We start from the raw sequence: 23,994 nt of genomic DNA on the forward strand, positions 1-23,994 counted from the left end.
AGGGTTGCCCCGTAACGCCCGCCTAGAAATTAACGCTTTGAAATCAATCTATTTGATTGAAAACAAGTCATTATTTCTTGTCGTCTTTCACTTCTTCGAATTCAGCATCGACAACGTCATCGGCAGCAGCGTTAGCCTGTTTGCCCGCGTCGGCATTGTCGCCGCCTTGAGCTTGAGACTTAGCTTGAGCGATTTCCATCAGCTTAGCAGATGCTTCGATCAAGTTTTGAGTTGCCTTTTCAATGGCTTCTTTGTCATTGCCTTTGCTGGCAGTGTCAACAGCGGCCATAGCAGCTTGGATTTTCTCTTTGTCTTCGCTTGGCAATGCATCACCCGCTTCTTCCACTTGTTTCTTAGTCGCGTGGACTAAGCCGTCAGCTTGGTTGCGTGCTTGCACTAACTCTTCAAACTTCTTGTCTTCATCTGCGTGAGCTTCGGCATCACGTACCATTTGCGCCACTTCTTCTTCGCTTAAGCCAGAAGAAGCTTTGATGGTGATGTTTTGTTTCTTGCCGGTTTTCTTGTCTGTCGCAGACACATGCAGAATACCGTCGGCATCGATGTCGAACATCACTTCAATTTGTGGCTGGCCACGTGGAGCTGGCTCAATACCGTCTAAGTTGAACTGGCCTAATGACTTGTTCGCGCTCGCTTGCTTACGCTCACCTTGCAGTACGTGAATCGTCACTGCGTTTTGGTTGTCATCGGCTGTTGAGAACACTTGCTGCGCCTTAGTAGGAATAGTAGTGTTCTTTTCAATCAACTTAGTCATCACGCTGCCCATGGTTTCGATACCCAGAGACAGTGGTGTTACGTCTAACAGTAATACGTCTTTCACGTCGCCTGACAGTACGCCCGCTTGAATTGCAGCACCTACGGCTACCGCTTCGTCTGGGTTCACGTCTTTACGAGGTTCTTTGCCGAAGAAGTTTGTCACTGCTTCTTGAACCTTAGGCATACGTGTTTGACCACCCACTAGAATCACTTCGTTGATGTCTGTTACAGATAAATCTGCATCAGCCAGGGCAACTTTTAGTGGCTCTAATGTACGGATAATCAAGTCTTCAACCAGTGATTCCAATTTAGCACGAGTGATTTTAATCACTAAATGCTTAGGACCTGTTGCGTCTGCCGTGATGTATGGCAGGTTCACTTCAGTGTGGTTGGTGCTTGAAAGTTCAATTTTCGCTTTTTCTGCTGCTTCTTTCAGACGTTGCATTGCTAATGGATCTTTACGCAGATCTAAGCCTTGCTCTTTCTTGAATTCGTCAGCTAAGTAGTTGATCAAACGGTTGTCAAAGTCTTCACCACCTAAGTGGGTGTCACCGTTGGTTGCCAACACTTCAAATGTTTGGTCGCCATCGTTGCTGTCGATTTCGATGATAGAGATATCGAATGTACCACCACCTAAATCGTATACTGCAACAATGTTGTCGCCTTGTTTCTTATCGATACCGTAGGCTAATGCTGCAGCCGTTGGTTCGTTGATAATACGTTTAACATCAAGACCTGCGATACGACCCGCATCTTTAGTCGCTTGACGTTGTGAATCGTTAAAGTAAGCAGGAACAGTAATAACCGCTTCTGTTACTTCTTCACCTAAAAAGTCTTCTGCGGTTTTCTTCATCTTTTTCAAGATTTCTGCAGAAACTTGTGGTGGAGCCATCTTGTTGCCACGCGATTCAACCCATGCATCACCGTTGTCGGCTGCAATGATTTTGAATGGCATGATGTTCACGTCACGTTGGACTTCGTCATCTTTAAAGCGACGACCAATCAAACGCTTAATCGCGAAGAATGTGTTAGTCGGGTTAGTCACAGCTTGACGTTTTGCTGGCGAACCGACAATGGTTTCATCATCTGTATAAGCGATGATTGACGGGGTTGTGCGATCGCCTTCAGCGTTTTCTAACACACGTGCTTTGCCACCATCGAGGACAGCTACACAAGAGTTTGTTGTGCCTAAGTCGATACCAATAATTTTACCCATGAGGTCCTCCGAAAAATTTCATTCAATCTAAATTTGTTTAGTTGGTTTTGATATGGGGCTAGACGGTTTAAATATCAAGTCCATCGTTGGCCACCTTCTCTGCCTTGATACCTATATTGGGACAGGGAATTTAATTACAAGGGCGAACAAAAAAATTTTCTGATTTATCTTTCTCGCATCTACAGCGGGATAAAATATCCAATCACATAAAATAGTCTTGCTTATCAACCAAAGCTGTTATTCAATCTGCCCACATTTGGCGGATGTTTATCCTCGTAAGGTAGCAGAGTGAAGTCTTCGAATTTAGCGTACGTGTATGGCATGGCGGCGATCTTTCTCTGGTCGACAGTGGCCACGGCCTTTAAGATTGCCTTGAGTTACTACACACCGCTGCAACTGGTGTTTGTTGCCGTACTCACTTCGATTATTGCCCTTGCCGGAATCCTTGCTTGGCAAAAAAAGCTTTCCTTACTCAAGCAACAGTTTTTACGCCGCCCCATGTTTTATCTGGTGACTGGACTCATCAATCCCTTCCTTTACTATGTCGTGCTATTTAAAGCGTATTCCTTACTGCCAGCGCAGCAAGCGTTGTCACTTAATTACACTTGGGCGGTATTACTGCCGTTACTTGCCGCGCCTTTGTTAAAGCAACATTTGCGTAAGAGCGATATAGCTGCGGCGCTGATTGCCTATACAGGCGTGTTTATCATTGCTACCGGCGGCGATATCAGCGGCTTTAGTTTTGATAGCCCACTCGGTATCGGTCTTGCTCTCACCAGCACTTTACTCTGGTGCCTATATTGGATCGTCAACACTAAAGATCAAGGCGATCCTGTGGTCAGTTTATTATTGAGTTTTCTTATCGGCTTACCTTTTATTGCCGTCACCTTAGTGCTGACAGATACCCTGCCCAGTTTTAGTATTAAGGCGATATTTGCAGGTATGTATGTGGGCTTATTTGAGATGGGCATTACCTTCGTGCTCTGGTTAATGGCGCTGAAAACAGCCACTCGCACCGCGAACATCAGCACTATGGTGTTTTTATCCCCAGTGATGTCGATTGGTTTTATCGCGTGGATTTTGCAGGAAACGATTGCGATGGCAACCTATCTCGGCCTAGCCTTTATTTTATCGGGGATGATGTTGCAGCAACTTCTGCCCCGTTATTTAGAGCGTAAAAACAAGATAAGCACAAAGCTAGCGGAATAATCGTTGAGTAACAGCCTTAAATAATGTTAGCTCACGGCAATGAACCAATTAAAAGAGCTGGCTAACATTTTAAGCCAAGATTAAGCGCTAATATCCTCCATTTTGTGAAGGAGTATAAAATGACCCCGGCCGTCAGATTGGCGAAAAAAGCCAAGATTGCGTTTGATATCTTAGAGTACAGCCACGATCCACACTGCGCCGCCTACGGCGAAGAAGCCGCTAACACCCTAGGGCTTGAACCCGCGCAAGTATTTAAAACCCTTTTAGTTGCCATCGACAAAGCCCATGCGCCGATTGCCGTTGCGCTCGTGCCCGTCGATCATCAGCTTAATCTAAAAGCCGTAGCTAAATGCTTAAGACAAAAGAAACTACAAATGGCCGATGCCGACCTAGCACAAAAATCCTCAGGCTATCTGGTTGGCGGTATTAGTCCCTTAGCGCAAAAGAAACAATTGCCAACCTTGATTGATGCCAGCGCTCAAGGTTTCGATAGAATCTATGTCAGCGCGGGCAGACGCGGTTTAGAGATAAGCTTAGCGGCCACAGACTTAGCCCTGCTTTGCAAAGGCGAATTTGCCGATATCAAGACACTTTAAGCTAGATGCTTTAAGCTATCCAGGCCACATTAAGCACAAGTCATTCGACGTTAAGTAAGCAATTCACTTTAAGTTGTACGCGCTCATATTGGATAAATGGTAAACAAGGCTCAAACGACAACAAACTGCCAGCGTACTGAGTCTAAAGTGGAAAGCGTTTGATAAAGCCGAGATATCCGTCTATAAATTGTACTGAGGTACAAATCGACTAAGGATAGTCAGATGGAAAAATCAACCCAATGGAATCCAGAAAATAGCATCAGCCCTATCAGTTGGTGCGCCATGCTACTCTGCATCGCCTTATTTATTTATGAGCATTTCTGGGGAAACAGTTTTACCACTATGGTAGTCATGCTCTATTGCAGTTTTATGCTGCCTTCGGTTTTACTCACTCGCAGAGTACAAGAAAAGTACTTTATTTATACCTTGGAATACATCAAGGCCTTTCGTAAATTCACCGTTGTTATGTCGACGATATTTTTCTGTATCTGGTTACTTGCTACTTATACCCCGCTCACCATAAGCAGCTAAACTCGTTAGCCAAACACATTGATGTCGCTATTCAGTTGGATACCGTAAACAAAAAAGCCGTCAACGCAGTAAGTTAACGGCTTTGGGTTTATCGGTATTTACCGCTAAACACGACTGGTGTAATCACCCCAAGCTAACCACTTATATGTGGTTAATGCCTCAAGCCCCATTGGACCGCGGGCGTGCAGTTTTTGCGTGCTCACCGCCACTTCAGCGCCAAGACCAAACTGACCGCCATCGGTAAAACGCGTACTGGCATTGACATACACGGCGGCTGAGTTCACTTCATTCATAAAGTGCGCCGCTGCATGAATATCATCGGTCAAAATGGCCTCCGAATGGCCGCTAGAATACTGGCGAATATGACTAACGGCGGCATCGATATCGCTCACGACTTTGATACCTAAGGTTAACGACAGCCATTCAATACCAAAATCCTCAGACTTAGCAAGCGTCACATCGAACCCTAAACCATCCAGCAGACTAAAACTTGTGTCACAAACTGAAAAACGCACGCCTAGACGATGCAGATACTCGGCAATTTGCGGTACAAAGGTACTCGCCACGCGCTCATCCACCAGCAAGGTATCAAGAGCATTGCACACCGTTGGACGCTGCACTTTCGCATTAGCGATTACGCCTAAGGCACGCTTAAGGTCGGCATTTTTATCGACATACAAGTGGCAAATACCAATGCCGCCTAAAATCACTGGAATCGTCGCTTGCTCGGCACATAAGCGCTGCAATGCTTGACCGCCGCGCGGCACTATCATGTCGACATATTGATCGAGCTTAAGTAAACCTGTCACTAGGGCTCTGTCTGAAGAATCAATAAATTGCACCGCATCTATGGGTAAACCTTGGGCGACAATCGCGCCGCGGATCACTTCGCTGATAAGCTTATTCGATTCAAGGGTTTCTTTACCGCCACGGAGGATCACCGCATTACCCGTTTTAAGGGCAAGTACCGCGATATCGACAGTCACATTCGGGCGCGCCTCGTAGATAACCCCAATCACGCCCAGCGGTACGCGGCGACGAGTCAACCTTAAACCGTTATCTAATAACTTGCTGCCAAACTCTTCGCCCACGGGATCAGCAAGGCGGATCACATCGCTGATATCACCGATAATGCCCGCTAAACGCGCATCATCGAGCAACAGTCTGTCGATCATCGCCTCCGTTAATCCATCGTTCTTAGCGGCGGCAACGTCTTTAGCATTAGCCGCTAAAATGGCGGCGGAGTTTGCCGTCAGCGCATCGGCAATAGCTTCGAGTAAGTCAGCCTTTTGGCTCGCCGTTAAATTGGCTAAAGCATAACTGGCCTGTTTGGCATTTTGGCCAAGTTGCTGTAAATACTGATCTTGATTCATTTGACTCAAAACAGACCTCGCTTATAAGACAACCATGTCGTTGCGGTGCACTATTGCGTCACCATAATCGTAACCGAGTACAGACTCGATCTCGTCGGAATGCTTACCCGCAATCAAACTCAGGGCTTGGCCACAGTATCGTGTCATCCCTTTAGCAATCACTTTACCTTGTTGATCAACTAATTGTAGCGTCGCACCACGTTCAAACTGACCTTTAACGCCTACGATACCTTTAGACAATAGACTGCGGCCTTTGTCAGTCACGGCTTTGACCGCACCCGCATCAAGCACTAAAGAACCTTGAGTCGCAGGTCCCGCTAGAATCCACTGTTTGCGGCTTTCGAGCGGGTTTTCGATGGCACTAAAGTGAGTACCGACGGACTCTTTGGCGACCACTTTTTTGATCACATCAGGGTGATGGCCAGAGGCGATAACCACTTCGATGCCAGCACGGCGAGCAATATCCGCCGCTTCCAATTTAGTCGACATACCACCCGTGCCTAAACCCGATACAGAACCGCCCGCCAGCATACGCAAACTATCGTCAATCTTCACCACCTGTGAAATTAACTTAGCGTTCGGGTTAGTGCGTGGATCCGCATCGAATAAGCCCTTTTGATCCGTCAGTAAAATCAATAAGTCAGCATCGCATAAGAGTGCTGCGCGCGCCGATAAATTGTCGTTATCGCCCACTTTGATCTCATTGGTGGCAACGGCATCGTTTTCATTGATGATCGGCACAATATTATTCGCCAACAAGGCATTGAGCGTGTCGCGGGCGTTAAGGTAACGCTCCCTATCCTGCAAATCGGCACGGGTCAGCAGCAATTGGCCCACATGCAGCCCATAAATACTAAAGAGTTGTGCCCAAGCGAGGATCAACTGACTTTGCCCGACAGCGGCTAACAATTGCTTATTGGCCATAGTGTCGGGCAGCGTCGGGTATTGGAGATGTTCACGCCCAGCGGCAATTGCCCCTGAGGTGCATAATACGACTTCGACCCCTGACTTCATCAGTGCGGCCATTTGACGAGCAAGCTCAACCATGTGGGCTTTATCTAGCTGTTTACTGCCAGAGGTCAGCACACTCGTCCCTAACTTCACTACCACGCGGCGATACGCAATCTCACTTAAGTTCATTATTCATTTGTAACAAAATAACCGAACAATCCTTATACCTAATCCGCTGAGTAATTGGTAGCAAGGAGTTATTAACTCGAGATAAATTTTCGTTTTTGCTTAGAATCGCGCATTAAAAAGGGCCATCGATTAGATGGCCCTCAAAAAATGTAAACAATCTACGCTGCGAGTTTTTACTGTGCAGGTGAATTAATCGACAGCATCAACCATAGACAAACTTAGCTACAAACAATGCGGCTAATACTAAAATGCCCACATTAAGATCGCTAAAGCGACCTGTGAGTAATTTGATTGCTGCATATGAGATTATCCCAAAGGCAATGCCCGTCGCGATAGAAAACGTTAGCGGCATTAATATACACACAACCACCACAGGCGCGGCTTCAGTCAAATCTTCCCATTCGACATGCACCAGTCCCGACATCATCAAAATCGCTACATAAAACAGTGTACCCGCAGTCGCATAAGCCGGGATCATCCCCGCCAATGGCGATAAAAATAACGCAGCAATAAAGAGTAATCCCACCACAACGGCCGTTAAACCAGTACGACCACCCGCGCTCACACCCGCGGTGCTTTCGATATAACTTGTCGTGGTGGAAGTGCCAAAAGCCGCCCCCGCAATCGTTGCTAAACTGTCAGCGGTCAAGGCACGATTCAGACGTGGTAAACGGCCTTTATCATCGAGAAAACCACCGCGCTGTGCAACCGCTACTAAGGTGCCAGAGGTATCGAAGAGATCCACAAATAAGAAAGCAAAAACGACTGATAGCATAGTTACTTCAAATACTTGGGATAAATCCATCTTCATAAATGTAGGTGCGATTGAAGGGGGCATTGATACAATGCCCTGATACTGCACATCACCAAACACTAATCCTAGGCCAGTGATAATCAGAATGCTGGCAATCACCGCTGACTTCATTCCCCGCTGCACCATAGCAATAATGAGGAAAAAGCCCAGCACAGCCATAACCGCCGGAAATGCCGTGATATCGCCCAGCGTCACTAGCGTAGCAGGACTTGCCACCACAATACCGGCGCTCTTAAGGCCAATCAGTGCAAGGAACAAACCAATACCTGCAGCAATACCGATACGTAACGACATGGGAATACTATTTACAATCCATTCTCGAATACGCACTAACGATAAGATTAAAAAGCAAATTCCCGACAGGAACACTGCGCCTAACGCAGTCTCCCAGCTGTAACCCATTTCACCCACGACTGTGTAGGTAAAAAAGGCATTAAGTCCCATACCTGGAGCAAGCGCAATTGGATAATTCGCCATCAACCCCATAACCAAACAGCCGACAGCCGCCAAACAGGTCGCCACAAATACAGCACCATGGTCCATGCCCGCATCGGCTAACATCATTGGGTTCACAAAAATGATGTAGGCCATCGTCATAAATGTTGTCAAACCTGCGACCGCTTCCTGCTTGAGGCTCGTTTGATTTTGTTTCAGTTTGAACAGTTTTTCTAACATGGAACAAGGTTCCTTTTTATTTTAAGTATGTAGGGTATTTAGATGTGAACACTATGTAACGTGATGACATTTGCAGCCGATTATAGGGAGTTTAGGCTGGTCAGGCCAGAAAATTGGCAAAGGAGTAACGAAGAGAAAATGCTCAAATATCTATGCAAACGAATGCAATATCCTCGGGTGAGACTCGCGTTGAAGGTTAAGCATAAAAAATGAACACATGATGAACAAGATGATTCACTCGTTAGCGACCAATGCTGATTTGTAGCCATAAACAGCCCACATAAAGAGTAACAAGGATATATACAGCAGAAAGAACTAAATTCAATTTCCACAGACTCAACCAAAAACTCCCTTTAAAATATGTACGTAGCCTGACTTCTGATTTGCATAATGTTAAAGAAGAAGGTACCAACATTAACGCAGAACAGCCAAAGGTTGGTAATACCATAAAAATCATGCCTAAACCCGCAGCCCCAGCAGAAGCTTCAGATGTTTGACCGTCAATAGATGCTAGCGTTATATATCCCAAAATGACGCCTGCGATGGCAAGAATAAAACCTAACAGTTGAAGAGTTCTCAAATTCGTCCTTGGTAACAAACAGCGTTTAAATTGACTTCTCGTAAAACCCTATCAGCTCAGCGATTTCGCTTAGATGGGTATCGACCCAAGCGCTGCTGATCGGCCCCCAGGTGACTATGCGGTAATAACCTGAATTGTTACGGCTGCCTTCCTGCACAAACTCGACTCGAATACCTATATCCTCAAAAGCTGCGATAGCATCCTGTAAAGTTCTGCGAGGCATTCCGGTTAACTTATTGAGTGATAAAAGATTATGGCGGTCATCATCCATTAAATGCGCCAAATATAACTTACGCAGAAACGCTTTATTTTGCTTTGAAACCTGTTGGGATGCTGGCATTGAAAGTGACATAGGATGACCTGTCTGGAAACAAAAGTAATTATCATCAAAACTACTTTATATTCAGTCAATAAGGCAATAGCCAATACTAAATACTTACGGTTCGCGACAATATCATCAGATAACAAATCTGCACTTAAATCAAACGAAACGACTTGTCATCCTCCCCCAACAACTGTTATTTCTAATATCACTCAACACCTATGAAGAAAGGCTAAAATGAGCCAGACAATCACAGCAGACCAAATACTGACATTTTGGTTTGAAGACATTGACCCAAAGCTCTGGTGGATTAAAGATGTTGAATTTGATACCCAGATCAAACAGCGCTTCGAAGGTGTACTACTTCAAGCTAAACGGGGAGAACTTTCACATTGGCGAATCACGCCTCAAGGTCGATTGGCTGAGATAATAGTGCTCGATCAATTTTCCCGTAATATTTACCGCGATACGCCTGCCGCTTTCGAAGCTGATACCATCGCCTTAGTGCTCGCCCAAGAAGCCGTTGCCCAACGGGTCGATACCGCACTAAAATCCAAACAAGTCCCTTTTCTATTTATGCCCTATATGCACAGCGAATCGGCAACCATTCACCAAGTAGCAGTAAAACTGTTTAATCGCGAAGCTGCGATAACAAACCTAACGTTTGAACTGCGCCATAAAGTGATTATCGACAGGTTTGGCCGCTATCCACATAGAAATATTATCTTAGGCAGGGAGTCTACTGCGGAGGAAATTGCTTTTCTAACTGAACCGGGCTCATCCTTTTGAGCCTGTAATAGGTTAAAGCGTTAATGTGTATTTGATAAATAAAGCCGTGCTGAGTTCACAGACACACTACACTTACTCAAGAAAGTCATGGAATGACTTGGCGAGTATCAAACACAGTTACAAGTGTATACCGCGGAGGTGTTGGTAACTTATGGCGCATAAACTAAATAAGCCAAGTAGCTCAGTGGCTCGTCGTAACCGCTACAAATTGATGGGGTTACTCATCCTATGCGGCGCTCAGCTCGGCCAAGCAGCTGAAATTAAGATAGGCGTCAGCCTGTCTATCCCGCCCTATGTCATCCAAGCAACAAATAGCGGGATCGAACTCGAATTACTTAACCAAGCCCTCGCCGTTAAAGGCCATACAGCTTCTATCCACTACTTACCACTGGCGCGCACTTTCCATGAACTCAGGGAGGGTAAACTCGATGGCATCATCAACATCAAAGAAGGAATGATTAACAACGTTTTTTATTCAAACGTTGCGATAACCTACCAAAACTGCGCCATTAGCCTAGAAAGCAATCAATTTAACATCAATAGCATAAACGATTTAAACAACAAACAAGTCGTCGCCTTTCAACGTGCATCATCGTTACTGGGGGAAGAGTTTGCCAACATGGTTAAGACCAATAGCGGCTACCAAGAACAAGCGAGGCAAGTGCAGCAGGTTTATATGCTGATGAAGCGCAGGGCCGATGTCGTTGTGATGGATAAAAATATTTTCAAATACTACTTAAAGCAGGCCTATCTTGAGGGCAAACTGACTGAGAAAGACTTAAAACAACAGGCGATTTGCCACCAAATATTCCCACCTACAGAATACAAGTTCGCGTTTCTCAGTGAACAAATTCGGGATGATTTTAATGCGGGACTCAAACAAATTACCCAAGATGGCAGCTTAGTGGCTCTGCAGGAAAAGTATCGACGCCTGATGTCATTTGACAATGAAGCAGAGGCGTCGACTAAGTTAACAGAACCTAAAATGATCAAAAATGATTCCTACTAAACTTATCCCATAGTGTTATTTCACCACCAACACCGGGCACTTAGCATACTTAACAATATCCTGTGTAACGTGGGGTTTTAAAAAGTCAGCTAAACCGCTGCTACCATGACTAGCGATAACCACCATGCCCACATCAACGGCTTCCGCTAAAATCTCATCAATAGCATCACCATGGCGCACGACTAACTTAATATTGAGCCCTTCGGTAAGGTTCTGCTGCATTTCCTGCTGCAAACTTTGCATTTTTGCATCAACGAAAGCTTTGAGTTCATTTTCCAATGTAGCGGGAATATCGACCGCAATACCATAACAATGGGCGCCACGGGCAGGGCTAGTCACATGCAACAACCGAATATCGACTTGATAAACATTTGCCATTTCAACCGCATATTTTAACGCATGGGCCGCAGTGGATGAAAAATCCGTAGGGCATAACACTTCTTGAGTACGCATAAGCTTATCCATCATTTGAGTTTTTAATTAAGCTAATTATTAAGGCCAAAATACCACTATTTTATAGCAGTTTGCTATGCTTCTTGCGTACCCATTTCAATTAATTATTCTTTATCAATCAAAAAGAAAGGACGCTATAAGCGCCCTTTGGATTTATAGAGTCAAAGCCAGTTACTTAACCACAAGCACAGGACAAGCTGCACCATTCGCCACCGCTTCTGAGACATTGGTGTGTAAAAAATGCGAAATCCCAGTTCGGCCATGGCTAGCAATTACTACCATGCCAATGTCTTTACTGTTGGCCTCTTCTAAAATTTGATAGACAGGATCGCCACGGCGGATCAAGGTAGTGATAGGAAGCTCAGTATTCAATCCATCCAATAGTGCTCGCATTTTAGTTGCCGCCGCTTCCTCCATGCTTTTAGCAAGCTCTTCAGGGGTAATAGATAGAATCATAAAGTTTTCATCACCGATCGGCTGTTCAACCACATGTAAGATTTTTAGCCCTACATGGTATAGATTAGCCATTTCAATGGCATAACTCAGTGCATGGGCCGCAGTTTCCGAAAAATCTGTGGGCCAGAGTATTTGACCTGTACGCATAATTTGTACTCCTTCTATGGCGCGAATGGATTGCTGGGTGAATCTTTACTGTGCTGCTATAACGCCCGATTTAGCGCATTGGCAGACCACAAACTTCATCTCACAACCTTAGTCTCTTAGCCAAGCAACAGCATCGCCATTATCAACAAAAAACCTTACCTCAGCAGGCGTAAACCAGTTTGCCAATTTAGCCAACACTTCCTGCAAAGTCGTCTTACCGACGATAGCTATTTTCTCGAAATGACGAATATGCTTCACCCCAAGTTTGAGATCGTCCCAAGCGGCCTGTAGTTCCAAGCCTTCCAACTCGGTGACATCTACCAAGGCAAAGATATCAGGATCTTTCACCCCAGCTAATGCAGACTCCAACACAGGCACCATCATTTCGTAGTCTTGATGAGTTAAGGTACCGATAGCTTTAAAGGTAACGAAAAAATCATCATCACCATAACGCTCAATACCAATCGAAATTCCGTGCTTTAACAATGCCATACATACTCCTTATGTAACAACCCTTGATTTAGTGTAAAAGCTAACGCCACAACAAGCCGTGATCTTGCTCAAAAATACACCAGATACCTTGCACCATCTCACTAAGCAAGTTAGGATAAACCGACTAATCAGTCGGTATTGATTTAATAAACGACTCAATCGAGACGATTACTTAAATAAAGTACCGAAATAAGACTCAGCCTACCATTTCCCTTGGAGCAACCACTATGAATATGGCCACCGAACACCTTAATACTTCGCCACTGACTCAGTTGCTCCAACGCCAACGCAGCAGTTATTTAGCGGCGCCGAATCCTAATTACGCTACGCGAGTGGAGCAATTAACTCGACTTAAGGCGGCCATACTGCAATTTCAAACACCCTTAGTCGAAGCCTTAAGCCAAGACTACGGCCATAGATCGATTGATGACAGCCTGATCTCAGACATTATGCCTGTCATCAACAACATCAATTACAGCTTGAAAAACCTCAAAAAATGGCTCAAGCCCAGCGCTCGCCATGCGGGCATCTTACTCGCACCCGCCAAAGTCACAGTGCATTATCAACCTTTGGGGGTGATCGGTATTATCGTGCCGTGGAATTTCCCCGTCATGCTGTCAATTGGCCCGCTAGTGACTGCTATTGCCGCGGGTAATCATGCCATGCTCAAAATGTCAGAATTTACCCCAGCGACCAACCAAGTGATCAAACAGTTATTGGCACAAGTCTTCGATGAATCCCACGTGGCGGTTGTTGAAGGTGAGGCGGACATTGCTGCCCAATTTTCTGCCCTGCCATTCGATCATTTACTCTTTACAGGCTCGACCACAGTCGGCCGCCATGTGATGCGCGCCGCAGCGAATAACCTCACCCCTGTAACACTCGAATTGGGTGGTAAATCGCCTGTGATTATCGCCCCCGATATGCCGCTTGAGATAGCAGTAGAACGAATGATTTACGGTAAGTGTTTGAATGCCGGACAAATCTGCGTCGCCCCTGATTATGTGCTTTGCCCTAAAACCAAGGTGGATGACTTTATCGCCGCCTACCAAGCTAAGTTTAAGGCCATGTACGGCACCATTAACCACAATAAGGACTATGGCAGCATCATTAATACACGTCAGTTTGACCGCTTGATGACAGTGCTCGAAGACGCCAAAGCAAAAGGTGCCCGTGTTATTTCAGCAACTGACGAAGCCATAGATAGCCAACATCGTAAACTCGCAACTCAGTTGATAACTCACACCAGTGAAGAGATGCTATTGATGCAGGAGGAAATTTTTGGCCCATTGTTACCGATTATTAGCTACGACACCTTAGATGAAGCGATTCAGTACATCAACCACAGAGCCAGACCCTTAGCGCTTTATGTGATGAGTTTCGATGAGCCAACTCAGCAAAAGATCCTCCAGCAGACCCATTCTGGCGGTGTGTGCATTAACGAAACCGTGTTTCATGTCGCCGCCGACGATGCGCCCTTTGGCGGAATAGGCCCGTCGGGCATGGGGCATTACCATGGCAAGGAAGGCTTTCTGACCTTCAGCCACGCTAAAACGGTACTCAGCCGTGGCCGATTCAACACAGGCAAATTTGTGCACCCGCCCTATGGCACTTTTATCCAGCGCATCTTAATGAAGCTATTTTTGCGCTAGTCATTGGGGGATAAATCTTGAATAAACCATCAACAACACAACCCATTAAAACCATGACAGATAAACGCCAAGCTATTCTCGATACTGCCTTAGCGCTCTTTGTCAGCCAAGGATTTCATGGCACGTCTACCGCCTCGATTGCGAAACAAGCAGGTGTAGCAACGGGCACCTTGTTCCATCACTTCCCTTCTAAGGAAGCCTTGATGGAATCTTTGTTTCTTAACATAAAACAAGAATTTGCCGATGCCTTACTGTTAAACACCCATAAGGGCAGCGATCTTAAGCACAATGCCCTACAACTATGGCAAAGTGCGATAGATTGGTCGCTGGATAACCCTGTCAAACAACTGTTTTTTCAGCAATATTCAATGTCACCCATGATTGCAGCTAAGGTGCGCGATCAAGCGATGAATAGCATCTTAGGCTTTATTAGCGAACTCATTAAGCAGGGACAAATGATGGGGCTAATCGCCCATTATCCAGTGGAATTGATGCTAGAAAACTGCCACGGCCAATATCTAGCAGCAACTCGATTCTTTATCGATAACCCGCACTTGGGGACAGATAAAACATACCGTGATGCCAGTTTTGAACTGTTTTGGAAGGCCATGCAAGCGGACTAAAATAGCCTAATATCAACTGACTGCTGCAATAACCGCAATAAAAAACCGAGTCAGCTTAACTGGCTCGGTTTTCTTTTTCGCTATCGCGACTAAGTGCTAAAGCAGAAGCCTGCTTTGCTCTAGCATCTAATACCGACTTTCAGGCACCTAGCCCTGACTCAACTCCTGGGCTTTTTCTGCTGGTTGCGCCACTTGAGTTGGGCTCCAGTAGCCTTGTTTGATACCCTTATCAATCAGCTCAGCGACTGCCAATTCAATGGCTTGTAACACGCAAAATTGCACTGGCTCATTGGTAGTAAAACCGACTTCAGCCTCAGCGAGTCGATTTAAACTCGTGTAACGGAACAAACCCGCACGCATTTCTTGGGACAAGACTCGTTTGCTGGTTGAGACCGACATCATGACCTTACCTGTGTGTACATCCACGGCGCGTAGATAAATGGTCACCAGATCTTCACGGTACATTTCAGAGGCACCAATACCATAGTATTCGACACCGCTACCACCTGTGCTAGTGTTGGTCTCATAACTAATCACCCCGCCTTCGAGTAACAATCTGGCGGTGGATAATACGGGCACTTCATCGCCCTTAGTACCGCTCTGCTTGTTGCTGATCTTACGCTCGGTAAGCAAATTTTGTAGCCCTTCACGCTCAACGGGTGTAAACCATTTAGAGTCGAGCAAAGTCTGCATCAACATCGATGTTGCGCCCTGAGTCACCGCGGTCGAAAACGAACTCACGTTAGCCTGCGGCTTATATTGGCCAGTTTGATCGCGAAAGGAATACACGGCCACAGGGATAGGAAACTTAGGTCCAGGTTGAGTTTGCAGCCCATGCATCACCTCACTCAAGGGGTTAACCTCTGCAGCCGTGATATTTAAATCGGGTTTGGAGATCAGGCTACAAGCCGACACACTTAACAGTAATAAACTCACTAACACTAGACGGGCCATTAGTTGCCACCTCCAAATGCTGACATTTCAATTATTGTCACTTCATTCGTGGCAATATTAGTGATAGTCAGTATAACTTTATCCCCTATAGAGTTAATTTCTATACGAAAATCGCCAGTATTATAGTCACCGTCGGTGATTTCACCATCAGCAATCCCTCGGGTAATAGAATTGATAAGATTACGCTCTAGGGATTCTTTAAAACGGGTGACAAAGTCCTTCTCGGTCGAGGTAGATTTATTGTCATTCTGGGCTTGGGCTTTATTTAATAGAAAAGCCCCATTTTGTGGATTGCCGCCAAAGCTGGGATTCACTGGCGTATAAATCAACTCAGTGGCTTGGCCACTGCTTGCCACACATAGCGTGACAAGAGCAAGTAACGTCCTGTATGTCATTATTATTATCCTAAAAGTCGTCCGATGTTCCTGAAAAATCACCTGTTATTGCATTGGCTCTGACTTGCGCTAAATAATCAATCGTAAGCAAAATCGCCTGCTCTGCGCTCTCTTTAATCGGATTTGCACGACGACCAAAATGGGTGGTGTAAATCCGAGTCCCGTTTACCTCTAAGGTTAAAACGGTTCCAGCCTGTGGAAACACTGTCTCATATAGAGTGACGTTAAAGCCTTGGGTAAAGGGCAATTCGCGCCAATAGCTTGAGTAGTAAAAGCCAAAGTCCTTACCAAACCGAGTCAAGGTTCTATCTATTACTAAGCCACTAATTTCAATGTCGTTATCGGCAATAGTGATAGGGGAAGCCAGCAGCAGGAATGGACATAAAACGTAAGTAAGCAGACGCTGTTTTAACTGTTTCACTTATCCCTCCTTAACCTTTTTAATCGAACCTTAAAAACCGCGCTAACCTCTGTTAGAACAAGGTGAGTTTTAACGCAAATTTTCGATAAAACAGGTTAACAGGGTTAAAGATCTCCCGTCATTACGCTGGGGGGCAAATTAGCCCGAAGAGCTAAGGTAAAAAGGCAAAAATAGCCCATTTGGCTAATACGCCAAGAGGCAGTTGAGGATAGGAGTTATGCTTTAAACAAGCGGATAAGATAAGCAATAAAAATGCGACTTAAGAGTCGCATTACGGTGTTAATTCAAAACGCTAGCATTATTGTGGTAACCATAGTCGAACCAACAGGCCACCGTCACTGCGATTATGCATGCTAATACTGCCATCGTGGGCTTCGATAATTTCACGGCACAAAGGTAAACCTAAGCCTGTACCCGATTGTTTTGTTGAGTAAAACGGCAGTAGCGCCTGCTCTAATACTTCACCAGACATACCTGCGCCGCGATCCTCAATCACAATACTAAAACCTCCACCATCCACTAAGGTTTGATACCGAATCGATAGAGTGACATCCTCGGGGTTTGAGCCAGATTCATGGGCGTTTTTAAGTAAATTGAGGAGCACTTGCTCCATCTGTCCTTGGTCGAAATAGCCATCGACCTCAGGTAACTCATAAGTAAGTTTAAAGGGATAATGCTGAGTTAACTGGGCAGTAAATTGCGTCCAATTCACCTGACGCCGTTGCGGGAGCGGCAACTTAGCAAAACGGGCATAGTTGAAGATAAACTGGCTTAGATGACTGGTGCGATTCTCGATAGTATCGAAAATCAAAGTTAACTTCGGATTATCGATATCTTTGGTGAGCAGTCGGCCGGAGTTCACCATAGAGGCGATGGGCGCGACTGAGTTATTGAGTTCATGGCTAATAATGCGGATGACTTTTTTCCATACTGCCACCTCTTGACGATTGAGCTCGCGGGTCATCTGCTTGAGCAAAATCAAGTTATGCTGTTGGTTATTCAATAAAAATTGGCCGCGACTTAAATACCAAGTTTCCACATCATCTTCACCCATGGCGAAGAGTCCGTTCTTTTCATGTTTAAGCGCTAAGGCCAATACTTCGGGCAAATCCACCAGTAATTCATCTAGGCTTAAGCCTTCCATTCTGCCCTTTTTATGGAATAGGTGACGCGCCGCATCATTGGCGTAAATGAGCCGCTGATGATCGTCCAGTAACAACATCACATTGGGAGAACTTTGAATCACCTTATCCAGTAATAACTCCCGCTGGTAAATGTACTGCCTTTCTTGGCGCAATTTTGCCGCCGAATGGTTAAATAACTGCGCTAAGGTTTTGAGCTGACCTTCGCCATGTTCAGGAATACTCACACTAAAGTCATTATCACTAAAATTTAGCAAGCCGACTTCAAGGGAATCTAAACTGCGGCCGAGATGTCGAGTCAACCAAGCAATACCTAAACCACAGACAGCACAAGCGAGAAGCAACACGATCAAACCTTCACCTAAGGTCAAACTAGAGACACGCTCTCCCTTAGCTATCTCTGCGGATATCGCAGGAGATACAGGTGCTTTGGGCGGTAAAATGGATAGCGGTTCTACACGTAAAGGCTCAACCACATGAGGAATAGAATTAAACAGCCCTTCTTTAAGTTGTTCTAACTTGAAGAGTTTTATTTGTAACTGCTCTTGTTTAAGTTGTTCAAGCTTTTGCAGCTCGGCCTTAATCTGCTCGGCCCTCTGGTGCGCTTGCATCGCCGCAGCCTCCTGCAATTGCTCACTATTGTTAAGGGCGAGTTCGATGGAGGCGACCGTTTTCTCAAGCTCTGCAAAATCCAGTTGCACATTCACATCAGGGATTTCAATCGTGTTAGACGTGGCAACAGACGAAGCATCGGGTGAGATATACTTGACCAAGGCAAAACTCAGCAAGACGCCAAAGGCGCAGCAAGCCATTGAAAAAATAATAAGTTTAGTTCGAATTAACACTCAGATTCCTTAATCGATAGCCTTTACCCTAGCATCTGCACTTAGCCTATGACTTATCTAAACCAAACTTGTCCATCCGCCGATACAACGCTTGGCGACTGAGTCCAAGCGCTTTTGCTACACGAGCAATTACGCCATGATACTGTTTTAGCGCCGCTTCAATTTCTTCTCGGCTCACGTCTATCGCCTCATTAGCATCTGACACTTGGGCACGAACAGACTCATGATAAAATGCGGTATTTACGGGGATGGAAGCGGGCGAATAAACAGGCAGAGGATCAGAGTGTCTCAAGCCAGATAGCCGCGACTCAGATACAGCTGAAACACTGGAAGCCGATTTTATAACACTCGCAACAGTCGCCAAACCAAAGTCAGCTTCCGTCAACACATGGCTTTGCGCCAACAATACGGCTCGCTTACAGGCGTTTTCAAGCTCGCGCACATTTCCCGGCCAGCGGTGCTGTAATAACGCCTGCAACGCAGGTTTACTCAAGCTAAAATCGCTGCCAATAAAATGCTGCACTAAAGGTAAAATGTCATCGGTGCGTTGATTCAGCGGTGGCAATGCCAGTTCAATCACGTTTAAGCGGTAAAACAAATCCTCACGGAATCGCCCTTCGGCGATATCTTGGGCCAGATCAGCATTGGTCGCACTGATCACCCGCACTTTTACTTTCTGGGTTTTATGGCTTCCTAAGCGTTCAAATTCGCCGGTTTGTAACACCCGCAATAATTTCACTTGACCAGACAAAGGTAAATTGCCAATTTCATCTAAAAACAGCGTGCCGCCGTCGGCCGCTTCAAAACGGCCAATACGTGCTTTAGTTGCGCCCGTAAAAGCGCCCGCCTCGGCACCAAACAGCTCGGCCTCTAATAAGTCCATCGGCAAGGCGCCGACATTGACCTTAATAAAAGGTTTGATTTTTAAGGGTGAATTGGCGTGGAGAATATCGGCAAGCTTGTCTTTACCCGCGCCATTGGGGCCAGTGATCAAGACCGACACATCGGAGCGCGCCAGTTGCAAGGCTAAATCAATGCAACGCTGCATAGCACCGCTGCCAAAGACAATACCGCAGAGATCCGCATCGGCGATCGCCACTTGGCGTTGATGATTCACTCGCTCCAAGCGGTGGTTAGCACGGGAGAGTTTATAAAGCGCAATCAGATTAGTGATGCTATTGAGTAGCTTAGCGTCATCCCAAGGTTTGCCCATATAATCGGCAGCGCCCGCTTTGACTAATTCAACTGCCGTTTCGAGTTGCGTCCACGCCGTCATCAAAATAATCGGCAAATCCCCTTGGCGTTCGCGCAGGGCGTAAAACAGCTGCCGACCTTCCTCACCCGAGGTGGTATCTCGGGTAAAGTTCATATCTTGGATCACTAAATCCACATCTTGCGTCGTCAATAACCCAAGGGCGTCCTCTGGGCTATGGCAAATCAGCACCCGATAATCATTGAGTTCTAGCATCAAACCTAGGGCTTGGCAGATGGCATGATTGTCATCGACGATAAGGATAGTATCCATAAGTGTGAGTGTTGTCCTAAGTAAAACTGTTAACCGTAAAGTAACAAAAAGTGCAATAACATCCTATTGTTATCGCACTTTTGTCGAGCTTTTATCGTACCTTGAGTAACATCAAATATTCCGCTATACGCTGCGAGTTGCGGTTGCTGGCGAAATATTTGCCGCCTTACGCGCCGGTAAGTAAACCGCTAACGTGGTGACAATAAATAAACCTGCCACAGTAATTAGTGGGTAGCTTAAGTCCAACATAGGCAAGCTATAGATTTTCATTAACTGTTGGCCTAACTGTATCGCTAACAAGCCGCCCAACACGCCTCCCGCTAAGCAAATCAAATAGTTTTCCACCAGGAAGTAACTGATAATATCGCGTTTTTTAGCCCCCAATGCACGGCGGGTACCTATCTGCTTAGTGCGGCGCTGGATATTAAACATCACCATGCCCGTTAAACCGAGCGAGGTGATAAGCAATAACAACACCACCATCATAGTTAACACAGTAATCATCAATTTATGATCGCGATATGAACTATCTTTTAAGGCCTCGATTGACTTAAAGCCATCGAGCACTCGGTTTGGATTCTCGGCCAGCAGCGCTTTTTTTATCGTGTCTTTAAGCTCGGCGTGAAACTCAGGTTTGGCCCGTACCATGTAAGAACTGCTGCCATAATCCACATTTTGAATCACGCTATTTTCAAGGCTAGAACTGTCAATCCACGCGCCTTGCAGTTTTTCGACTACGCCAATCACAGTGATCTGCGCATCCTTGCCCTCGTACAACACTTTACCAAGTGCGGATTCATCAGGCCAAATGGCTTTGGCTAACACACTGGAGATGATCGCTAATCGGCTAGGGCTATCGAGGTTATCCTTAAGTTCATGGGGGTAAAAGTTACGTCCCTCAATCAGCTTAATGCCTAAGGTCTCAATGGTGTGATCTGTCCCTAAATACATGGCAAATTGCGGTGTCGATTTAGCGCTATCTGGGTCGGGGCCCAGATTTAACGTGCTCGACCAGCCGCCACCGCTTAACGGCAACATATTGGTTGAGGTCGCATCAATCACATTGGCTAGCCCCCGCAAAATTTGCTGATCAATTTTGTTTTGCGCGGTTTTATCAATCAATGGATCGAAGTTGAACAAGCTAAAGGTCAAGACTTCTGACTCTTTAATCCCCGAATCACGCTGCATCAGGGCTAAACGCTCTTGAATAATAAAGCTCGCATTCGCCACAATCGCCACAGACAGGATAATCTGAATAAGCAGTAAGACTGGACCGCTTTTACTGCGCAATAAACTGCTGAGAATAGGTTTAATATGCAACATAATGAGTCCCTTACTGGCTTTTAAGATAAACGCTAGGTTTAGTGCGACACACCACCCATGCGGGATACAAGCCAGCCAACAAGGCTGTGCCTACCGCAATACTTGGGGTGATAATCCACATACTCGCCGATAAATGGGTTAAGCCCTTCGCGACCTCAAACTGGGCCGATAACCCATAAAGCGAAGCGTAGGCCCAAGCCAGTCCAAGCAAACCACCGAATAAGCCAATCATGCCCACTTCCACCATATATTGAGCGAAGATTTGACCACGGCTAGCACCAATAGCGCGGCGTACACCCACCTCGGGCGCGCGCTTGAGGAACTTTGTCAGCATTAAACCTAATATATTGACTAAACAAACACTTAAAAACAGCGCACTCAAGCCAACCAAGATTTTATTGTCTTCGGGCACCACATGATTGTATTCAAGCCAAGTTGCCACATCGGATACTTTGACTGAGTCAGCGGCAGATTTATTATCCGTAAAACGGCCTAGGGCTTTTTGCTCCGCCACATAATTGCTGAGCCAAGAACGGTAACTGGCGACTGCGTCTTTATTTGGTAACTCAACCCAATACAGCAGCCACACTTTTTCAGAGTTAAGGCGATCACTGTAACTATTCATCGTCTCAAACTTCCAACCCGACGTGTTACCCCATACATCAAACTCTTCGATAGGTGTCAGCGAAAACGGTACAAAAATTTGTTCCGTGTCGTTAAAGGCACCGTTAGTGGGATCATAATATTTAGGCTTAGGATCCCAAGCATCAATCACCCCAACCACTTGATAAGGTTTACGATTAAGATAGATAACTTTGCCAACACTGTTTTGACCCGCAAACAACTTTTGATTGAGTTTAACGTTAATCACCACTTGATAAGCAGGTTCAGTGTCGACGGATTTATCCCACGCATTACCGTACAAAAATGGCACGTCAAACAGCTTAAAAAAGTCACTGTCCGTCACCCGAATGCTTTCTAAAATAGGCGCAAAATTGGCATCCTCCGTTTGCACTGCCATCCCAGTGCGAAACATCGCAGCTTGGCGTTTAGGTAAAGTATTGTTGCGCAGATTCATCGCGTCTTGGTAAGTCACTAACGAGTTTAACTCATCCCAAGAATCAGGGCCTTGGCTCCAAAGCTGTACCGCATTTAACTCATCAGAGCGTTCACCCGCGGGATTAAATGACATCATCTTGTACACGTTTAACGTAGTAATCGTGATACCAATACCAATCGAAATCGCCAACACCATCAACAGCGACAGCACTGGGGTTTTCTTAATGCTGCGCCAAGCTAAATCAACATAATAAAAGAACATAATGCATATCCTTAACGGTCGGCGTTGGCGACAAGTTTGTCGATGTCAGTCGCAGCAGTGATGTCACTGACATGGCGATGACCTTGATGATACATAGTAAAGTCACACACTTGACCATCAACAATTTGAATGTTGCGTTGGGCGCGGCGAGCGAGTTCAGGATCGTGCGTCACCATAATAATGGTCGTGCCCGCTTGATTGATATTTTCGAGTAATTCCATCACTTGACGTGCCATTAGGCTGTCGAGGTTTCCCGTAGGTTCGTCGGCGAGTAGGAAACGTGGCTCCCCCGCCAAAGCACGAGCAATCGCCACCCTTTGTTGTTGTCCACCCGACAACTGAGTAGGTAAATGTTTAAGCCGTGAAGCTAAGCCCACTTGCTCTAATGCCTCTTGTACACGACGTTGACGCTCCTTGGCATTAAAACCACGATAGCGCAGCGGCACTTCAATATTCTCAGCTAAGTTAAGATCGGGAATTAAGTTAAAACCTTGGAAAATAAAGCCAATTTTTTCATTCCGGATAGTGGCGCTCTTGTTATCGCTCAAGTTAGACACGTTAATCCCATCGAGAAAATAGTCGCCGTGGGTAAAACCTTCGAGTAAACCTGCAATATTTAAAAAGGTGGTTTTACCCGAGCCAGAAGGACCTGTGACTGCGACAAATTCGCCTTCGTTCACCTCTAGGTTAAAATCGCGCAGGGCGTGGGTTTCTACTAAATCCGTTTTAAAAACCTTGCTCACATTCTTCATTGATAACATGTTCATTTCCTTTAAATAATCAAATCTATTTTGCGCCTAGACTCTGCGTCTACACCTTAGGCATCGACTCATGTACGACCGTAATCAGCACACCTTTATCAGCCAAAGAATGGCTCAACGACACACTCTAAAAACCACATAAAAGCGCCCAGCATAAGGTTGGCAGTTTCGGTTGAAACCTCACCCACTTGGCGAAACTCATCCAAAGGATTACTCCATTCCAACAAATTGAGTCCGAGGAAAAACCAGCTATTGGCCTCACCGATACTTAGTTCCACCGCAACCACCAGTAATAATAAGGCTAGTACTCCAAACACTTTGGATGACATCAACATGCTGATATCAAATTGTTTATCACGCATATCCGGCTCCTATTCTTATCCATGTCGCAGCAGGTTTCGTCATTCACCTTGATCACTGCGCTGTTAAATTCATCAGATTGGTTGTTTAATAATT

25 protein-coding genes are annotated in these 23,994 nt (G+C 45.7%); 7 read left to right on the forward strand and 18 right to left on the reverse strand.

Annotated elements, in window-relative coordinates:
• Nucleotides 1-70: 70 nt before the first annotated feature.
• Entirely contained in the window at nucleotides 71-1,990 is a 1,920-nt protein-coding gene (dnaK, locus tag ACHA99_RS14460) for a molecular chaperone DnaK (RefSeq protein WP_105251655.1), read from the reverse strand.
• 288 nt (nucleotides 1,991-2,278) lie between these two features.
• On the opposite strand from dnaK, the gene ACHA99_RS14465 reads away from it, so the two are divergent.
• The 3 genes from ACHA99_RS14465 to ACHA99_RS14475 all read left to right on the forward strand — a co-directional run bounded on the left by ACHA99_RS14465 (nucleotide 2,279) and on the right by ACHA99_RS14475 (nucleotide 4,326).
• Entirely contained in the window at nucleotides 2,279-3,199 is a 921-nt protein-coding gene (locus tag ACHA99_RS14465; protein WP_173243168.1) for a DMT family transporter, read from the forward strand.
• 119 nt (nucleotides 3,200-3,318) lie between these two features.
• Complete coding sequence (ybaK, locus tag ACHA99_RS14470; RefSeq protein WP_028759489.1) at nucleotides 3,319-3,795, forward strand: Cys-tRNA(Pro) deacylase; 477 nt, start codon at nucleotides 3,319-3,321, stop codon at nucleotides 3,793-3,795.
• Nucleotides 3,796-4,017: 222 nt separating this feature from the next.
• A complete protein-coding gene (locus ACHA99_RS14475) occupies nucleotides 4,018-4,326 on the forward strand; it encodes a hypothetical protein (protein WP_105251653.1) in 309 nt (102 codons plus the stop codon).
• Between the two features lie 104 nt (nucleotides 4,327-4,430).
• On the opposite strand, the gene ACHA99_RS14480 is transcribed toward ACHA99_RS14475, so the two are convergent.
• The 5 genes from ACHA99_RS14480 to ACHA99_RS14500 all read right to left on the reverse strand — a co-directional run bounded on the left by ACHA99_RS14480 (nucleotide 4,431) and on the right by ACHA99_RS14500 (nucleotide 9,260).
• Nucleotides 4,431-5,708: a glutamate-5-semialdehyde dehydrogenase gene (locus ACHA99_RS14480; protein WP_173497472.1), complete on the reverse strand. Its 1,278-nt coding sequence runs from the start codon at nucleotides 5,706-5,708 to the stop codon at nucleotides 4,431-4,433.
• Nucleotides 5,709-5,720: 12 nt separating this feature from the next.
• Nucleotides 5,721-6,839, reverse strand: a complete 1,119-nt coding sequence (gene proB, locus ACHA99_RS14485; RefSeq protein WP_105251651.1) for a glutamate 5-kinase — start codon at nucleotides 6,837-6,839, stop codon at nucleotides 5,721-5,723.
• Between the two features lie 202 nt (nucleotides 6,840-7,041).
• Nucleotides 7,042-8,328: an NCS2 family permease gene (locus ACHA99_RS14490; RefSeq protein ID WP_393943435.1), complete on the reverse strand. Its 1,287-nt coding sequence runs from the start codon at nucleotides 8,326-8,328 to the stop codon at nucleotides 7,042-7,044.
• A gap of 241 nt (nucleotides 8,329-8,569) precedes the next feature.
• Nucleotides 8,570-8,908, reverse strand: a complete 339-nt coding sequence (locus tag ACHA99_RS14495) for a carbon starvation protein CstA (RefSeq protein WP_173497471.1) — start codon at nucleotides 8,906-8,908, stop codon at nucleotides 8,570-8,572.
• A gap of 25 nt (nucleotides 8,909-8,933) precedes the next feature.
• Entirely contained in the window at nucleotides 8,934-9,260 is a 327-nt protein-coding gene (locus ACHA99_RS14500; RefSeq protein ID WP_028761704.1) for a winged helix-turn-helix domain-containing protein, read from the reverse strand.
• A 207-nt stretch (nucleotides 9,261-9,467) separates the two neighbouring features.
• On the opposite strand from ACHA99_RS14500, the gene ACHA99_RS14505 reads away from it, so the two are divergent.
• Nucleotides 9,468-10,019 carry a DUF924 family protein gene (locus ACHA99_RS14505; RefSeq protein ID WP_173243159.1) on the forward strand — a complete coding sequence of 184 codons (552 nt, stop codon included), beginning with the start codon at nucleotides 9,468-9,470 and terminating at the stop codon, nucleotides 10,017-10,019.
• 151 nt (nucleotides 10,020-10,170) lie between these two features.
• A complete protein-coding gene (locus tag ACHA99_RS14510; RefSeq protein WP_173497470.1) occupies nucleotides 10,171-11,028 on the forward strand; it encodes an ABC transporter substrate-binding protein in 858 nt (285 codons plus the stop codon).
• Nucleotides 11,029-11,043: 15 nt separating this feature from the next.
• Here the strand turns inward: ACHA99_RS14510 and ACHA99_RS14515 are convergent, their stop codons facing one another.
• From ACHA99_RS14515 to ACHA99_RS14525, 3 genes are all read right to left on the reverse strand, one after another.
• A complete protein-coding gene (locus ACHA99_RS14515) occupies nucleotides 11,044-11,481 on the reverse strand; it encodes a universal stress protein (RefSeq protein WP_028761701.1) in 438 nt (145 codons plus the stop codon).
• A 171-nt stretch (nucleotides 11,482-11,652) separates the two neighbouring features.
• Nucleotides 11,653-12,084 (reverse strand): universal stress protein, encoded by a 432-nt coding sequence (locus ACHA99_RS14520; protein WP_028761700.1) that lies wholly within the window; start codon nucleotides 12,082-12,084, stop codon nucleotides 11,653-11,655.
• 108 nt (nucleotides 12,085-12,192) lie between these two features.
• Nucleotides 12,193-12,576: an STAS/SEC14 domain-containing protein gene (locus tag ACHA99_RS14525; RefSeq protein WP_028761699.1), complete on the reverse strand. Its 384-nt coding sequence runs from the start codon at nucleotides 12,574-12,576 to the stop codon at nucleotides 12,193-12,195.
• A gap of 227 nt (nucleotides 12,577-12,803) precedes the next feature.
• Between ACHA99_RS14525 and ACHA99_RS14530 the strand changes: the two genes are divergently transcribed.
• Together ACHA99_RS14530 and ACHA99_RS14535 are read left to right on the forward strand one after the other, a co-directional pair.
• Nucleotides 12,804-14,228, forward strand: a complete 1,425-nt coding sequence (locus ACHA99_RS14530) for a coniferyl aldehyde dehydrogenase (RefSeq protein WP_393943439.1) — start codon at nucleotides 12,804-12,806, stop codon at nucleotides 14,226-14,228.
• 17 nt (nucleotides 14,229-14,245) lie between these two features.
• Nucleotides 14,246-14,851, forward strand: a complete 606-nt coding sequence (locus tag ACHA99_RS14535; protein ID WP_393943441.1) for a TetR/AcrR family transcriptional regulator — start codon at nucleotides 14,246-14,248, stop codon at nucleotides 14,849-14,851.
• Between the two features lie 147 nt (nucleotides 14,852-14,998).
• On the opposite strand, the gene ACHA99_RS14540 is transcribed toward ACHA99_RS14535, so the two are convergent.
• From ACHA99_RS14540 to ACHA99_RS14580, 9 genes are all read right to left on the reverse strand, one after another.
• Complete coding sequence (locus tag ACHA99_RS14540) at nucleotides 14,999-15,805, reverse strand: CsgG/HfaB family protein (protein WP_393943443.1); 807 nt, start codon at nucleotides 15,803-15,805, stop codon at nucleotides 14,999-15,001.
• Entirely contained in the window at nucleotides 15,805-16,200 is a 396-nt protein-coding gene (locus ACHA99_RS14545) for a curli assembly protein CsgF (RefSeq protein WP_393943446.1), read from the reverse strand. The genes ACHA99_RS14540 and ACHA99_RS14545 overlap by 1 nt, the downstream gene beginning before the upstream one ends.
• 10 nt (nucleotides 16,201-16,210) lie before the next feature.
• A complete protein-coding gene (locus ACHA99_RS14550) occupies nucleotides 16,211-16,621 on the reverse strand; it encodes a curli production assembly/transport protein CsgE (RefSeq protein ID WP_131523186.1) in 411 nt (136 codons plus the stop codon).
• Between the two features lie 298 nt (nucleotides 16,622-16,919).
• Entirely contained in the window at nucleotides 16,920-18,608 is a 1,689-nt protein-coding gene (locus ACHA99_RS14555; protein ID WP_393943448.1) for an ATP-binding protein, read from the reverse strand.
• Nucleotides 18,609-18,654: 46 nt separating this feature from the next.
• Nucleotides 18,655-20,133: a sigma-54-dependent transcriptional regulator gene (locus ACHA99_RS14560; protein ID WP_393943450.1), complete on the reverse strand. Its 1,479-nt coding sequence runs from the start codon at nucleotides 20,131-20,133 to the stop codon at nucleotides 18,655-18,657.
• Between the two features lie 123 nt (nucleotides 20,134-20,256).
• Nucleotides 20,257-21,456 (reverse strand): FtsX-like permease family protein, encoded by a 1,200-nt coding sequence (locus tag ACHA99_RS14565; protein ID WP_286991573.1) that lies wholly within the window; start codon nucleotides 21,454-21,456, stop codon nucleotides 20,257-20,259.
• Nucleotides 21,457-21,466: 10 nt separating this feature from the next.
• Nucleotides 21,467-22,777 (reverse strand): ABC transporter permease, encoded by a 1,311-nt coding sequence (locus ACHA99_RS14570; protein WP_393943452.1) that lies wholly within the window; start codon nucleotides 22,775-22,777, stop codon nucleotides 21,467-21,469.
• An 11-nt stretch (nucleotides 22,778-22,788) separates the two neighbouring features.
• Nucleotides 22,789-23,538: an ABC transporter ATP-binding protein gene (locus ACHA99_RS14575; RefSeq protein WP_028761691.1), complete on the reverse strand. Its 750-nt coding sequence runs from the start codon at nucleotides 23,536-23,538 to the stop codon at nucleotides 22,789-22,791.
• A 98-nt stretch (nucleotides 23,539-23,636) separates the two neighbouring features.
• Complete coding sequence (locus tag ACHA99_RS14580; RefSeq protein WP_105251637.1) at nucleotides 23,637-23,900, reverse strand: hypothetical protein; 264 nt, start codon at nucleotides 23,898-23,900, stop codon at nucleotides 23,637-23,639.
• Nucleotides 23,901-23,994: the final 94 nt, after the last annotated feature.

The sequence above is a fragment of the Shewanella sp. S23-S33 genome, from assembly GCF_043359565.1.
In the GTDB taxonomy this organism is placed as follows: domain Bacteria; phylum Pseudomonadota; class Gammaproteobacteria; order Enterobacterales; family Shewanellaceae; genus Shewanella; species Shewanella oncorhynchi.